Source organism: Alteromonas sp. ABV2_168 (assembly GCF_056161165.1).
The window spans coordinates 257,473-272,521 of the sequence record NZ_JBSWYQ010000004.1 but is presented as its reverse complement, the minus strand read 5'-3'; the positions used below and the strand labels follow the sequence as shown (position 1 = coordinate 272,521).

Annotated in this window: 11 protein-coding genes and 1 pseudogene; 3 read left to right on the top strand and 9 right to left on the bottom strand. The window is 44.9% G+C overall.

Annotated features, from left to right (window positions below; translation table 11 throughout):
* Positions 1-260 precede the first annotated feature (260 nt).
* A complete protein-coding gene (locus ACXAH4_RS08880) occupies positions 261-617 on the bottom strand; it encodes an outer membrane protein assembly factor BamE (protein WP_119500908.1) in 357 nt (118 codons plus the stop codon).
* Between the two features lie 137 nt (positions 618-754).
* Positions 755-2,437: a DNA repair protein RecN gene (gene recN, locus ACXAH4_RS08875; RefSeq protein ID WP_474881556.1), complete on the bottom strand. Its 1,683-nt coding sequence runs from the start codon at positions 2,435-2,437 to the stop codon at positions 755-757.
* Between the two features lie 289 nt (positions 2,438-2,726).
* Between recN and ACXAH4_RS08870 the strand changes: the two are divergent.
* Both ACXAH4_RS08870 and ACXAH4_RS08865 read left to right on the top strand, forming a co-directional pair.
* A pseudogene (locus tag ACXAH4_RS08870) lies at positions 2,727-3,874 on the top strand (IS3 family transposase).
* A gap of 77 nt (positions 3,875-3,951) precedes the next feature.
* Positions 3,952-4,869, top strand: coding sequence for a hypothetical protein (locus ACXAH4_RS08865; RefSeq protein ID WP_474881555.1), 918 nt, complete (start codon positions 3,952-3,954; stop codon positions 4,867-4,869).
* 380 nt (positions 4,870-5,249) lie between these two features.
* Here the strand turns inward: ACXAH4_RS08865 and ACXAH4_RS08860 are convergent, their stop codons facing one another.
* The 7 genes from ACXAH4_RS08860 to ACXAH4_RS08830 form a co-directional block, all read right to left on the bottom strand.
* Positions 5,250-6,614: an McrC family protein gene (locus ACXAH4_RS08860; RefSeq protein WP_474881553.1), complete on the bottom strand. Its 1,365-nt coding sequence runs from the start codon at positions 6,612-6,614 to the stop codon at positions 5,250-5,252.
* On the bottom strand, positions 6,589-8,871 hold the full coding sequence (locus ACXAH4_RS08855) for an McrB family protein (protein WP_474881552.1): 2,283 nt from the start codon (positions 8,869-8,871) through the stop codon (positions 6,589-6,591). The genes ACXAH4_RS08860 and ACXAH4_RS08855 overlap by 26 nt, the downstream gene beginning before the upstream one ends.
* Positions 8,872-9,020: 149 nt before the next feature.
* Complete coding sequence (locus ACXAH4_RS08850; RefSeq protein ID WP_474881550.1) at positions 9,021-9,404, bottom strand: helix-turn-helix domain-containing protein; 384 nt, start codon at positions 9,402-9,404, stop codon at positions 9,021-9,023.
* 215 nt (positions 9,405-9,619) lie between these two features.
* Positions 9,620-10,612 (bottom strand): hypothetical protein, encoded by a 993-nt coding sequence (locus tag ACXAH4_RS08845; protein WP_474881548.1) that lies wholly within the window; start codon positions 10,610-10,612, stop codon positions 9,620-9,622.
* Between the two features lie 762 nt (positions 10,613-11,374).
* Positions 11,375-11,719: an AzlD domain-containing protein gene (locus tag ACXAH4_RS08840; RefSeq protein WP_474881546.1), complete on the bottom strand. Its 345-nt coding sequence runs from the start codon at positions 11,717-11,719 to the stop codon at positions 11,375-11,377.
* Entirely contained in the window at positions 11,716-12,441 is a 726-nt protein-coding gene (locus ACXAH4_RS08835) for an AzlC family ABC transporter permease (RefSeq protein WP_474881544.1), read from the bottom strand. The genes ACXAH4_RS08840 and ACXAH4_RS08835 overlap by 4 nt, the downstream gene beginning before the upstream one ends.
* A 77-nt stretch (positions 12,442-12,518) precedes the next feature.
* The gene (locus ACXAH4_RS08830) at positions 12,519-13,625 is read right to left on the bottom strand and encodes an ROK family transcriptional regulator (protein ID WP_474881542.1); all 1,107 of its coding nucleotides are present in this window, start codon (positions 13,623-13,625) and stop codon (positions 12,519-12,521) included.
* Positions 13,626-13,780: 155 nt separating this feature from the next.
* On the opposite strand from ACXAH4_RS08830, the gene ACXAH4_RS08825 reads away from it, so the two are divergent.
* Entirely contained in the window at positions 13,781-15,037 is a 1,257-nt protein-coding gene (locus ACXAH4_RS08825; protein ID WP_474881540.1) for a YbiU family protein, read from the top strand.
* Positions 15,038-15,049 lie beyond the last annotated feature (12 nt).

The following is a 15,049-nucleotide window of genomic DNA, read 5'->3' as shown; positions in this document are numbered from 1 at the left end:
CTATTTTCCGTTTTGTAGTGATGTGTGTCCGGTATGGCGTTAATACTTCCGTTTATTGCCGGGAAGCATTCACTTAATGACGAGCAATAACCGCACACGAATGAGTGTAAAAAGTATGTCAAGTTCAGCAATTGCTGAGCCAAAATTGATTATTTATTTAAAATCAGGAGGTTATGGGTTTTTGGCGTGCTGGGGGAAGGGGAGAGCGTATTTGGAAGTAGTCCGGAACACCATATTTTGGTGTTCCGGACCAAAAATGCTTACTGATCGAGCGGAGTATTAAAATCTTCTGACAGTTCGAAGTCGCCTTCTACGGTGGTCAGCACATTACCGTCGAAATTAAGTACCAGTTGCTTCTGGAAATCTTCACCGCGTTTGGACATACCGCGCTTCATATCGTACACGTAATACCAAGTGCTCTTATCAAAAGAGTCTTCAACAACAGGGTGGCCAAGAACATAAACAACCTGCTCTTTGGTCATGCCAACACGCAGCTTTTTAACGTCACGTTCGTCCAGAAAGTTGCCCTGTGGCACATCAATCCGGTAGATCCAGTTGTTACAGGCAGTGGTGAAAAATACAGCGGTTAACAAAATAGCGATTTGATACAACTTCATGCGTGAGCTTGTCCAGTTATGCTTTGATTATAGTGACAGGCATTACCTTTGCCGGCAAACCAGTGTCAGAATGCGGCTGTCGCAAAATAATGCGCGACAGCATGCTACCCAATCACCTATGACCAATCAACCGCTTATTAGTTCGATTCTGCACTTTCTAACAGTTCTCTGGCATTTGCCAGTGCTGATTCGGTTACCTTGTCACCGGCAAGTAACCTGGCAAGTTCGTCTATCCGGTCCTGCTTCGTTAATGGCAACATCTGTGTTTCTGTTGTACTACCATCACTGAACTTGGTCACAAACAACTGGTTATGGGCCTGTGCAGCAACCTGAGGTAAGTGCGTAACACACATAACCTGACTCACTTTACCCAGCCGGCGTAACAAACCACCCACAATAGCGGCGGTAGGGCCGCTGATCCCCGTATCGACCTCATCAAAAATCATGGTCGGTGTTGCGTGTTTGTCGCTGGTCAGTACCTGAATGGCAAGCCCGATACGCGACAGCTCACCGCCCGACACCACTTTCTCCAGCTTGTCTGCCGGCTGACCGGGGTTAGTGGATACCAGGAAAGTCACATCATCCAGACCAGACGCCACAGGCGTTTTGTCTTCCTGATAATCGACAGCAATATTAATGACCGCATGAGGCATATTCATCTGACGGATTTGCCCCTGAATCGCTTCTGCCAGCTTAACCGAAGCAACCTGCCTTGATGCCGAAAGTGCCTCACAGGCCTGACGGTAAGCATCTTTTGCTTCAACGACCTCATGCTGTAAATCTTCAAGACGATTCTCATCCTGCTCCAGACCGGCAAATTCTGCCGCCAGTGCCTGATGATGGCCGAATAGTTCTTCAGGCATCACTGTATGCTTACGTGCCAGTTCCATGGCTTTGCTGTAACGGGATTCCACCTGTTGCAGCCGCAGAGGATCTATTTCAAGATCATCGCAATAGCTGCGTAATTCTCTGGCCGCTTCTTCTACCTGAATAGAGGCATCGTTCAGCAAGGCAATAATCGGCGTCAGTGCGCTGTCGTGTTCTTCCAGCTCAGACAGACGGTCAAGACCATTTTGGATAATGGATAACGCATTACCTTCATCATTCTCATACAGGTTATAAAAACTCGTTTGCGCCTGTTCCAGCAATGCCTGGCCGTTACTCAACCTGCGGTGCTCAATTTCCAGTTCGGTAAATTCGCCGTCTTCAATAGCAAACTCATCCAGTTCCTGTACCTGGTAGGCCAGCAGTTGCTGGCGGTCAGCACGCTGTTGCGCCTGTGTTTCCAGGTTTTTCAGTTCCGACTGTTTCTGCCTCCACAAGCGGTAGTTATCTGACACGGCGCTCAGCAAGGCAGGATGCGCGGCATACTGATCCACCAGCTTTCGCTGGTAATCGTCTTTCAAAAGCTGAAGGTGCGTGTTCTGGCCATGGATAGCAATGAGGTACTGGCCGAACTGTTTCAGCTGCTGCAGCGATACCGGTGTGCCGTTAATGAACGCTTTCGATCTGCCTTCGCGGGAAATGACACGGCGTACAAAACAGCTGTCGTCATCTTCATCCAGCAATTCCTGCTCATCCAGCCAGGCCAGTGCAGCTTTGTGGCCTTTCAGATTAAAATGGGCAACGATTTCAGCTTTAGGCGCGTCTTTACGCACCGCGCCGGCATCGGCCCGCTCACCCAGACAAAGGCTGAGTGCATCAATGGCAATAGACTTACCCGCACCGGTTTCACCGGTGATGGCCGTCATACCCGACTCAAGATTGACAGATAATTGCTTAACAACAGCGAAATTTTTGATCGACAGATTAACCAGCATGTGTTCACCGCAGTATGTTTATACAGTATGTGTAAATATATACAGTATTCTGGCCGTGTAAAGTGAAGTTGTAGGTTTTAATGACAGTGTCATTTCTTACAATCTGATGTAATTGTTTATATTCAGTAAGTTAAGTCATTTATAGTAGTTTTTTATGGGAATGAAAATTTTTCGAGCGGCGGTTATTCGGTTTGGCTTTGTACGCGAGTATAAGGAGGTGTCCACTGAATCGCCACTGATTTCCTGGACGTCTCTCAGTTAGATAAACTAACTGAAAAGAGAGGTGTATATGAGCGGTAAACGCTACCCTGAAGAATTCAAAATTGAAGCGGTCAAACAAGTCGTTGATCGTGGCCATACTGTCGCCGATGTTGCCAAGCGACTCGATATTACTACTCACAGCTTGTATGCCTGGGTTAAGAAGTTCGGCCCTGATTCTAAGAAGCATAATGATTTATCTGAGGCCCAGGCTGAGATAAAGCGGCTTCAGAAGGAATTAAAACGGGCTACAGAAGAACGGGACATATTAAAAAAAGCCGCGGCGTACTTCGCAAAGCAGTCCGATTGAGGTACGCCTTTATCAAGGATAATAGCTAATTCTGGCCTGTCCGTTGGCTATGTCGAATGCTGGATGTTCATCCGAGCGGATACTATGCCTGGAGCAGTAAGCCTCTGTCGAAACGCGATAAAGCCAACCGTCGTCTAACAGGACTAATTAAGCAATTCTGGCTGGAGTCTGGTGGCGTGTACGGCTACCGCAAAATTCATTCAGATTTACGGGACATCGGTGAACGATGCGGTATTAACCGCGTGTACCGACTCATGGTTCGGGAAGGGTTACGTGCCCAGGTTGGCTATCGACGGCCTCGTCATCGAGGCGGAGAAAGTCACTTTGTGGTTCCAAACAGGCTGAATCGAGAATTTAATCCCGCTGCGCCTGATGAAGCCTGGGTAACGGATATCACCCACATCCGAACTCACGAAGGCTGGCTATATCTGGCGGTTGTCGTGGACTTGTTCTCCCGAAAGGTTATCGTCTGGTCAATGCAGCAGCGAATAACGAAAGATATTGTGCTCAATGCCCTGTTGATGGCTGTATGGCGCCGGAATCCAAAGCAACAAGTGACAGTGCACTCAGATCAAGGAAGTCAATATACGAGCCATGACTGGCAGGCATTCCTAAAAGCGAATGGTCTGGAGGGAAGTATGAGCCGACGTGGTAACTGTCATGATAACGCCGTTGCAGAAAGCTTCTTCCAACTGCTGAAGCGAGAGAGAATCAAAAAGAAAATCTACTCAACCAGAGATGATGCCCGTGCTGACATATTCGATTACATCGAAATGTTTTATAACTGTAAACGCAAACATTGTTCCAATAAATTACTGTCACCAGTAGAGTATGAAAGACGCCATGTTCAACGGCTGGGAAGTGTCTAGGCTAATAGTGGCGATTCACTTAACAAACAAATTTGAATTAATACAAGTTAGCAGGCATGGGAAAAAGGACATGAAGCATGTGTGGATACTGCATTGAGGGTGAGGCAATTAAGTGCCTGTGGGATAACCAGTTTGATATTGATAAGCTAGCAGACGTAATGAAGGGGAAAGACCTAGAATATATTGTGTCAGAATATCATTTGTTCCCTGAGTTTGTTGACGAAAGCGCAGCGCTGGCAAGCTTTCGCGAGCGCTTGCAACCTAACCATCCTTTGAGTCTATGGGCGACGCTCCGTCAGGTGATATTAACAGGGAGCATTTCTTCTTCGTTCTATAGTGAACTAGAAGAGCAGGTATGCGCTGGCGTTTTGCAGCAGGAGCTCAGTCACTACGGCGCAGATATTCAGCTCCCCATACCAGCTTTTTCTCAATTAGTGAGTTCAAAGTCACTTTCTCAGTTTTTACAGCGTTACTCGACACTCATTCCTAGCCTCATTGAAGAAGCGAAATGTATCATCAGGCAGATATCGAGAGATTTCGTTTCGCCATTTTTTACGAAGGGTGAAAACGAAGGTGGGATGTTTGCAAATATGTCGTTGCCTACATACGAGGAAGACGAGCATTCTGCGTTTTATAATCTACCTATTACTATTTTTCTAGCGGCAGATATTCTCATCTCCCATGAGCCTGCGGCTGTAGAGCTAACGGCGGTTTCGTTACACATTTATCCTACTCCAGCTTTCGATTCAACAATGATGGCGTGGCAACGTTTCATCGTGTGGCATTGGTATTGCCTAAATGGCCAAGAAGGTTTAAAAGAGCTAGGTGTTGTAATGCGTCGAGAGCTCGTGCTTTATTTGGCGATAAAAATGAAATGTCAGAACCAATCGTTGGAGTGGCTGTCTACTGTTGTGACGTCTATGCGCTCTCCTATTGTAAATATTGATAGCGAATACTTAATGCAGATGACGAAAGAAGCGTCTTTAAATAGCTGATTTGCGCTATGTGGTGAAATCCAGAGACTGTCTGGTTTGGTAGGTTTACGTATTTTATAGACAAAATGGTGCCTACTTCTTACGCTTTCATTACCTGATAGGTGTTGGTAAACAAGGATTGTGCTCCAGTCTTTATTCAAGTTATAGTGCGAATTGAAATATAAAAGGAGTTTAAAAATGCCATCATATCACGTGCATTATCGGAAAATCAGTAACCATAATATGAAGGGGAATAAAAATATGTCAGGGAAAGATATAGAAGAGATAAAGAGTAAATTTAATAAGTCGGCTCACGCTAATACGGATGAAATTTTCGAAATTAAAATTGGCTCCAAGGTAGTGTGGACAGCTTGACGCTAATTTTGTCAATTGCTTGTTGTCTAATTCCCAAGTATACGCTCCTCTGAAATTGATAGAGGAGCCCAGGTTATTCTTTCTCGCACGTTAGGGGTGAGGTCAAATGGCAGCAAGTATAACGATAGCTTCTCGTTCTTATCGAAGCGGAATGGGTGCGCGAACGGACGTTCAAAGTCCGATGTCTTTGGATAAATCAAGACTAATGTGCCTTTGCCGTCAAGATATTTATAGCCATAAGCTAACATCTGATAAAAGTCTGATTGTGAAAGGTCAAACTTGTCAGAACCACTACTTTTATTTTGATTAATTAACTTCCATTTAGTATCCATGACAATCTTACCCCCACTCGGAGTCGTTAGGTATAAGTCTGGCTTTAAGCGAAAATACCCCTTATCGCCATATGTCACCAGTGATTCTTTATTGAGTTGTGTTGAGAGTGAAAAGTTGGGGGGCAAATTGTCAAAAAGGTACTTTGCCACAAAGCTTTCAAACACAGATTCCATTGGAAATAGCAACGAGAATGCTTCATTGCTTCCTGACATTGCATGCGGACTTAGTCCTTCAATGATAAGTTTTGACCATTTAATCGGTTGTTCATAATGTTGCATACCACGTTGTAAGGTTGCGGATGCAAAATCTCGTTTTAGATCTGTTGAGAAAGACACCTCGTTAAAAGCAAACATGAGCTCTTGGCAGAGCCTACTATTGGCTTGGTGACGAGTATATTGATTCACTTTAGAGAGCGCGGTGTGAATAATGCGGTTTGTTGGTGTATCCGCCATGTACGTATCGTATTCAGTAAAGAAACGATGCTTATGAATAAAGTTTCGCTTTAGTTGTTGGGTGTGTAGTAGTTTTCCGCGTAAAAAAACATTGTTGTTTTGTTCAGCAACATAGTCACTTTTGAGCCCGCGTTTTACCAAATGATTCACCGACTCTAAAAATTGCGCGATGAATATCTCCAGCAGCGGCATCTTCTGCTGTTTGATGTTGGCTGCGCCGGTTTGAATGTGCCTGAACGACTTCAACGATTTTAGCATCATTAAAAGGGACAACCTGGCCGTCTCATATGCGTCCTTTTGGTGGTCACCGGCTTGCCGTTTGGCAATTTTGGGCAGGATTTCAATTTGAGTGCCGTCTGGGCACCGGACAACGCCTGCATAGTTTTGAACTTGGAATACGGTCATGCCTGATTTCTTCTTATAGCTTAAGAAGTTTGTTTCATGCTCATCAGAAATGAGGCATGCATGTAGGTATTCGAATGCAGCTGGTGAAATCTTATAGACTGAGTTGGACGTATTCTCGGCTCTATTGTCATTACTTAAATAATCATATTCAAAAACAGTGATATTTTGTTGATGATTATTCTTCATTGGCAATATCGCCATTTGACAAGTCTTGATAAACACCCTTGTACAGCAATGGGTTGTGCCATTCTGAAGAGTTTGGAGGGATAAGCGAATATTCCGCAGTATCATTATCACCGAAGCTCTCAGTTTCCCGCTTACCAAACAGTTTTTCAAAAGCAATATTGCGTTCAGTAATGAACATCGGGGCGTTACTGTTGACCTTCTGATTATCGCCGAGGACCAGTCTAACCTTGTGCCAGTCTTCAAAGAAATATTCTGTTAATAGCGGGATGATTTTATTTTTGAAGCATGTTGCGAGTTCTCGAATAGCTAGGTCATGTTTATTGCTATTAAGCGCGGCGACAACGGGCATAAAGAACGCGTGTCCTAGCATGTGCTCTCTATCATACAACGCCGCAATTCGTTCGTTGATGATCCGCAATAATGTTGCGAGATCGATTTCATGTTCTTTAATCTTGATGATGTAGCCAGTTAGTACTTCGTAGTCCGGCATCATCTCTTTAAATTCAAATCTTCGTCTTAGCGCCGTGTCCATCAACGCTAATGATCTGTCGGCAGTGTTCATTGTTCCAATGATGAAAACATTACTTGGTACGCCAAACTTATCGTTACTGTATGGAAGGGTGACTTCGAGGGCTTCTGGTCGGCCAATACGTTTAGAAGGCTCTATAAGAGTAATCAGCTCACCAAAAATCTTAGAGATGTTCCCTCTGTTGATTTCATCAATAATTAATACGTAATTTTCCTTATTAACAGCAGAAAGCGGCTGTTGGCGGGAAATGATTTCATCACACAGTGGTTTAAATAATGTCTTGTAGCCTGACACGAAGACAGCCTCGACGTTTGAACCGGCTTCTCGTAGCTTTTCGTCACTCACCTCATTCATGTTCAATGTGCCGTTTTTAACGAGCTTAACGATTTCGTCCACGATGAGGCGGGGCATCGGTAAGTGGCTACCGTTTTGCTTTTTGATGTGGACGAGCTCCGATGTTAGTTTGGTAATAGTAAACGAACCAAACTTATCACCGGGTCTGAGTAACGATGAGGGAGATTGCTGTTCGCCGAGTCGCGCGTCTCTACATATTTGTTTGAAAACCCCATCCTTTTGGAAGTAACTTAAGTCACCCTTGTCTGTGGTTCTTGCACTCAATCCTTCGACAAATTCTTCATAGCCAAAACTCTGATGGAAAGTCACAAAGCGAATGTGTTTTGAATCTACCAGGCGCTGATACTGTTTCTTGTATGACGCTCGTTTTTCTTCCGTTGTGCTGCCTTCAGGAGAGAATTCAGGCATCGCGGCGTCAACGGCTAACCTAATCGTTGAATATGTTTTTCCCGTTCCAGGTGGCCCGTATAGAATTTGGTTAAGTGGATATTCATTCTCTGTGCTCAATTCGCCATTATTTTCCACACGTGCATCCTTTGATGTCATAGATCTGAGGTCTTCTAGAGTCATAGTGAAATAGGGGGATAAAAGTTCTTCTTCGAAGCGGCTTAAATCTTCTTCCGACACTCTGCGACAAGTACTATTATTACTTGGACTCCAACCGTTATAAGGTCTCGGCCCCTCAAATTTTTGAGGTGTATCGAGGGTCTTTATGATGTCGTACTCTCGTAATAGCCAATTTTCACTCAATGGTGAATCAGCGTCTTTGATGATATCTGATGTGACCCGAACAATTCGAAATACATTCGGCCCATGAACGAGAGATACGACATCGTTTACTTTTATACTTTCGAATGCCGCCGCTCCACCTCGTTTGGTATCTTTATGGACGGCTAATCTATTGTGCTGAGAAAGCCAGTCTAGGTCGTATTGGTTAAATGAATCTGGGCTATGAGAAACTTTCCAAATAGATAATGAAGAAACGGCATCAGAATCTTTGTAATCATGAGGCCAAAAAGGCTCCCGATTAATCGGATGTTCTGCATTAAAGTTACTCAAATCAGATAAGGATTCCAGTTCATTAATGAAGCCTTTATCCAATTGACCTTTACGTTCTGTGGGGTAGGCCTGAGCGAAATTTACTTTGTCTTTTAAAAGTGACAATCTCATGAACACAGAATTAGCTCTGCCGTGTAGCTCCTTTCTGCCAAGCCTAAAAGCCCAGCCTTGGCTCATGTCAGTAAGAAATATATCGAGCCCAGCGCGGTTCACTAAACGACACAAGTCACAAAAGTTGGTAAACAACTCACTATCCCAGCTGTCGACTTTTTGCATAAAAGCTGGTTTATGAGCAAATTGCTGCTTTATCTCTTCATTCGTCAAGGACATCGAAACTCCATGTTGATATCTTGAGGGGGAGCCTAAAAGGGAGGATTAAAACTATCAACTAGCATTATGAAAATAAAGGCTTAATTTATTTATAGGCATGGCGAATTGATTCGGCAATGTAGCCGCGAGAACTATTAGCTTCACACTCTTTATCGCGAATGCTGTATCAAGAGAAGTGGTGTCCAGTGGATCAACAGAAACAAAAGTTTGACTATCGCGTCACCTGGCAAATAAGCTGGTTTGCCATGCTCAGCATCTTTTAAACCTTCTATTCCTGATTCTTCATACCATTTGCACCAATGATTAACAGACGAACGTGCAGCACTCTGCAACGATGCTGCACGGGAACGAGAATGACCGTCATTAACCAAAAGCACAGTATTAGCGCGACGACTAAAGCGTTTATCCTTACTACGTTGAACAATTTTCTGTAAACGGCGTCGCTCAGCCCGGTCAATCAATGATATTCTGTTCATGCTCAGTGTGGTTCTCGGTAATTTCTGTTTGGCGACCGATCTGATCGCAGAAATCACACTGAGTTCCCCTATGGGGTGCTCTACACTTAAGAACAGTTATTTAGATAGTGCGTTTAACAATTGAATAGGGTGACTTTAATTTTTTAAAACTGAATTTAAATCTAATGTAAGATGTTTCGTTATATCAATGTGCTCGCATGAGATTGGAGCACATTAATGCCTATCTGATATTTAGGAGTTGCTTTTATCTTGAATGTTATAGCTTAGTATATTTAGCTAGATTTTTGCATTTCAATGATTTTAACGACGCACTCAGATTTCTTTAATGAGGATTTGCTCGCTTCTGGTAGGATTTTGCTGCCCTCTGTTAAATTCTCATATTCATTATAAATTGTTGCCAATTCAATTTGGAAGTCATGAATTGCTATTCGCGGTATGTTGATTTCGTTTATGGGTTTCAAATATATTTTATCTCTTTCTTCATCTATCTTTCTGATGAAATTTTTCTTATATTTTTCTATTTCTGAAACTTCTTTCTCTGTTAATAATTTTTCGGGGGGAATTTCAAATAACCCATTGTTATGTCTTCTCAAGAAATTTAAATAGCTATTGAGCGCTGTTGTATCTAGCCTGTCTAATCCGTAGCTGACGAAAGCTAATGCGCTCATAAGATGAAATTTAACTTCATCCGAAACTTTATTGCTAATCTTAAATAGATGCTCGGCATAAAGCATTTCCTGTATAACGAAATGTGACAAAGCTATAGAAGTGTTTCCTAAAACTATCAACTGCATTGCAGACTTATCTTTTACCGCCAGGCTTAGATTTTCTCTTTGAAGAAGGGTTAATAATGCAAAATTATCATTTTCGCTCGCAAATTTTATTAGTTCTGGTGTAGCTAAATCAATATAAGGCTCTAAGAGTCCGCTGTTCGCCTGGTTAAAATAGGAGTCATAATTCGGGATTAAAATATCCCCACGTGTTACGGCCCACTCATTTGATTCTTCTCTTGCTAAAGCCCGGCTTTTTTCGTCTAAATCATTGATTGCAATGCACCAGTCTTCATCAAGCGATAATTTTTCTTTAGTTGACTTAAAGGTATTCTCTTCATTTGCTATTTTCCCTGCTTCTGAATTAATAGCTGCTTTTTGGGGTGAGAAACTAAATGATGATTCTGGTGTTGATTCTATTTTAAATTCAGAAAAGTACCAAGTAATCAAACCTGCGATTGTCAAAATGCACAATAAAGTTATTTTATTTTTCATGTGATTTAATCCAAATATTATTCACAACTAATTGCATTCATTTGCCAGGCTATCAGCTCTATCTTGCCTACAATGAGCGAGATGCGCATCTCTTTCGGCTTCAGCTATGGCCTTACAATTACCAAAGTAAAGGTCTATCATGCCAACTCTGGAACAGTCTTGTTTGATTATTATAGAGTACGCGTCATAAGCTCTGGATTCACAAGCCGCAAATTCACTTTCCACTCTCAACTTGCATTGCTCTGAACTTTCGGTATTACTGCCTTCTCCTGGAGGGGAGACAGGAGTAGTTCCCGGAGTTGTTGGAACATATGGTGAGTTGCCTCCTATTCAATATGCTGGAGAGCATACCGGAACTTGTGGGAAGTAATCGCAATAGTCATCCTGACTTCCGACGGTAGTTGAAGGAAGCGTTCCCCCAAACTCTTGAGCATGGACCTGATTGGTTATCCAAAAATTATCACTTGAACTTAATCTGTGTATATTTATGTTTGTAACAAGGCAAACAAAAGCAATTGCTGCTTTAACGGTATTTCTAGATTTACCAATTCTCATTGTCGTCTATATCCATATAGTTAAAAATCGTGATAAAGATAGTTGATATTTCTAATAATATAAATAGTTATGATTTCTATTTGCGTTCAATTTGATTTTTGTGTTGTTGCTTTATTCCAGCGATTACAGTATCACCACTTATATCATCATATGTTAATGATTTTGTGAGTTACCCGAATAAGGGAGCGAGTTGCAAAATAATGAACCTTAAAATTCAATCAATAAGACCTTCACGGCCCCGAACACCACCACCCCCGTGAGAGTGGGTAAACCCATTGAGCGGGTTTTCGACCAAACAACCAGTGTTGCCAGCAGGCCTGCTACTGTCGCTGTCCATGAGGGGATGGCGAGGTGGACCGGTACCAGCGAGCTGCCGAGCATGGCGGCTATCATTGCAGGGCCGGATACGGTGAGCCAGTCTGGCATATCGGGTGTTGTTTCATCGTTCTCATGCTTAGAGAGTTTTTTGCGCATCCACAAATAAGGCAGCAGCCTGATTAAATAAGTACCAAAGGCAATACTGACGAGGGTCAGCCACATTTCCTGACTCATTTCTGGCTGTCTCCCGGTTGAATCGCCTTTATGGCATAAAACACGACGACGCCGGCTAAGGCGGCAAGGGGAATGGCTGCATTCGGGTAACCGGCTATTTTGCACAGCATAGACAGCGCTGCAGCAGTGATAAGAGTGGTGGTCCATAAAATGCTGTTACAGCGCGGGGCAACCAATACCGCAAACAGGGCGGGCAGGGCGAACGGCAGGGCTTCATTGACGAGTGGCCAGCGTTGGGTAAGTGTATCGCCGGCTACTGCGCCAAGCGCTGTACCGCCAATCCAGCTGAACCATGCCAGCAAACCTAAGCTCGTATACCATGCAATCCGGTGCGCTTTGGGCAGTTGTGGCAAGCGCACCAGCGCTAAGGCAAATACCTGGTCGGTAAGTCCGTGCATCAAAGGAAGCCAGCGTTTATCTGAACCCATGTACCTGGCAATGTTCGGTGCATAAACCATATGGCGGGCGTTAATCAGCAGTGTCATCAGCACAACAAGTGGCAGGGGAGCACCGGATGCCACCATGGCTACAAATAAAAATTGTGAAGCACCGGCATAGATGAATGTTGAGATCAGGATGGTTTCAAAAACGCTGAAACCTGCCTGTATTGAAATTAAGCCGAAGGAGATGGCTACGGGAATATAACCCCCGAACAAGGGAAGGGCATCCTTCAGTCCCTGACGCCATGGCGAAAAGTCCGGCGTGATTGTAAGCGTATTCATTCCGCAGGTTCCTGTATGCATGTTCCGATCACCCGGTGGTGGTGTAAATAGTGTGTCATGTGCAAGGTGAGATGAAATTAAACGTTCCGGCTGTAACCGCGCAGCACCGGGGCGGCGGGATCCAGTAAAGCCAGTTTCTCCAGTGCAAGTTCTCTGGCACCGGCAGATGCGCCGTATAACGGTGCCTTTTCCGGCTCTGAGGTAACAGAAATAGCTGTACCGGCAATATTACTGGCCAGTGCATCTTCAATACAGGCTTGCAGTGCCGGATGGTGACAAAGCTGACCGCCGAGCACCACCTTTTCCGGATTGGTCAGTACGCAGGTAGCGGCCACTACCTTACCGGTGGCATTCAGCACTTCAGCGGGCAGTGCGTTGCCGGGTGTCAGCGCCATTTCATAAAAGTGTTCAGTATACAAAGATTCAAGCAACGGTGGCGCAGTGCCCAGCCTGACATAACCAATTTCACCGGCCATACCGTCAGCACCACGCACAATATTACCGTTGAGCATGAGGCCGCAGCCTATGCCTCTGCCAAGATGGATATAAGCAAAATTCTCACAGCCGGAATTCACAAATTCCATGAGTGTGGCCCAGTTTACATCGTTATCGACGGTCACGGGGCATTGGTAACGATCGCCAAGCAGCTGTGCAAACTGAAGGCCGTGCGCCAGCGGAAAAGGAGAGTAAGGCAGGGCCAGCACATTACCGGTAACCGGACTGACAGGATCGGCCACAGACACACCGGTAGCGAGCAGCGGTGCGTTTGTTGCCTTCAGGGTTTTGTCTGTGAGGGTGAACATATCCTGTACAAAATCTGCCTGCAAACGCCCTTTGGAATAAGTCACAAACTCTTCAGAAAGTGTATTTCCGGTAAAATCCGTGAAGCGTATCCAGGTGGCATTTTCTTCCAGTGCGAGGGAGAGCAGGGCCCCGAAATCCGGGTTTATTTCATATATAACCGACGGACGCTTTGATGACACGTTATCCATTTCAGATGCGGTTTTAATCATGCCTTTTTCAGTCAGTCTTTGTGCAGATTCTGACACCGTGGGTTTGGAGATCCCCGTCATTTTGGCTATGGCTGCACGGGACAAACGCTGCGCTTTCTCCAGACACTGAAAGAACTGCTGGTCTGTGCGCATGGCCAGGCTGCCGGGCCGGTGATCAGGCTTGGCTGACATTGTAGCTGCTTCCTTTCTCTTAAATCTGCTTTGTTAACGAAATGAAAAAATGTCTTTACTCAATGCGATGCCCAGACTAGTATAATTAAATAAGTTAGGAAACCTTACTTATTTAATTGTGAGGTTAATAATCCATAAAATGAGAGGGAAGTATTGTGAGCGAACAGACGTCTAAATCGTATCTGCCAGACGAAATCGAAAAAGCCATTAAAGACACTAAACAACTATGGCGGGAGCGTATTGGTGATGTACCTGCTCTGCTGGAAAATATTGTCGCGGGACTGGAAAGAAACATTCAGGCTATTGAACAGGATATTAAAAACGGCAACACAGGCTGGCCTGAAGCAAACTATGAAGATATTGCCGCCGGTACGGTCTCTGCGGATGTGATGGCCGGGGTAAAACAACGGGGATGTCTGGTGGTACGGGAGCACTTTCCCCGTGAACAGGCCGTGAAGTGGGACAAAGAGCTGGTGGATTATGTGGAATCTAACGATTTTGATAATCAGTACCGGGGGCCGGGAGATGACTTTTTCGGGACCTTGTCGGCGTCCCGTCCTGAAATATTTCCTATCTACTGGTCTAAACCTCAGATGGAAGCGCGCCTCAGTAGTCGCATGCAGGATGTACAGGTATTCTTAAATTCATTCTGGAAAACGGAATCGGAAGGCAGGAAATGGTTTGATCCTGCATGTAATTATATTTACCCCGATCGAGTGAGACGCCGCCCGCCCGGCGTGACATCCGGCGGTCTGGGGCCCCACACCGATTCCGGCGCGCTGGAAAGGTGGTTATTACCTGCGTATCAGAAGGTGTTCCGTCATATTCTGGACGGCGACTTTGATAAGTACGACCCCTGGGATGCTGCCTGGCGACCGCTCGTGAATGAGTATGAAGGCGGAACAACGAAATGTTCGGCGTTCAGAACGTTTCAGGGCTGGACTGCATTAAGTGACATTAAACGGGACCAGGGCGTGCTGTTTACCATTCCCGTGCCGGCTGCGATGGCGTATTTGCTTATTCGCCCGTTGCTGGACGATGTGCCGGAAGACAGCTTATGTGGTGTGTCGCCCCGTAAGGTGTTGCCGGTGGATGAGAAATGGCACAGCTTGCTGTTGCGGGCGAAGGCAACCATCCCCGATATGTCGCCGGGAGATTCGGTGTGGTGGCATTGCGATGTGATCCACGGCGTAGAACCGGTTGAAAACCAGCAGGGGTGGGGGAATGTAATGTATATTCCTGCTGCGCCGGGTTGTGATAAAAACCGTTTATATGCACAGCGTTGTGCCGGAGATTTTAAAGCAGGCAGATCGCCGGATGATTTCCCGGAAGAGCATTACGAAGAAAGCTGGGACAACAGAGTAAAATGGTCAGACTTATCTGACGCAGACAAAAAAGCATTTGGTGAATAAGCCCTACAGTGC

Coding starts and splice junctions, on each gene's coding strand:
- ACXAH4_RS08880 (WP_119500908.1), bottom strand. CDS start 617: ATGAAGTTGTATCAAATCGCTATTTTGTTAACCGCTGTATTTTTCACC.
- recN (WP_474881556.1), bottom strand. CDS start 2,437: ATGCTGGTTAATCTGTCGATCAAAAATTTCGCTGTTGTTAAGCAATTA.
- ACXAH4_RS08865 (WP_474881555.1), top strand. CDS start 3,952: ATGTGTGGATACTGCATTGAGGGTGAGGCAATTAAGTGCCTGTGGGAT.
- ACXAH4_RS08860 (WP_474881553.1), bottom strand. CDS start 6,614: ATGGCGATATTGCCAATGAAGAATAATCATCAACAAAATATCACTGTT.
- ACXAH4_RS08855 (WP_474881552.1), bottom strand. CDS start 8,871: ATGTCCTTGACGAATGAAGAGATAAAGCAGCAATTTGCTCATAAACCA.
- ACXAH4_RS08845 (WP_474881548.1), bottom strand. CDS start 10,612: ATGAAAAATAAAATAACTTTATTGTGCATTTTGACAATCGCAGGTTTG.
- ACXAH4_RS08840 (WP_474881546.1), bottom strand. CDS start 11,719: ATGAGTCAGGAAATGTGGCTGACCCTCGTCAGTATTGCCTTTGGTACT.
- ACXAH4_RS08835 (WP_474881544.1), bottom strand. CDS start 12,441: ATGAATACGCTTACAATCACGCCGGACTTTTCGCCATGGCGTCAGGGA.
- ACXAH4_RS08830 (WP_474881542.1), bottom strand. CDS start 13,625: ATGTCAGCCAAGCCTGATCACCGGCCCGGCAGCCTGGCCATGCGCACA.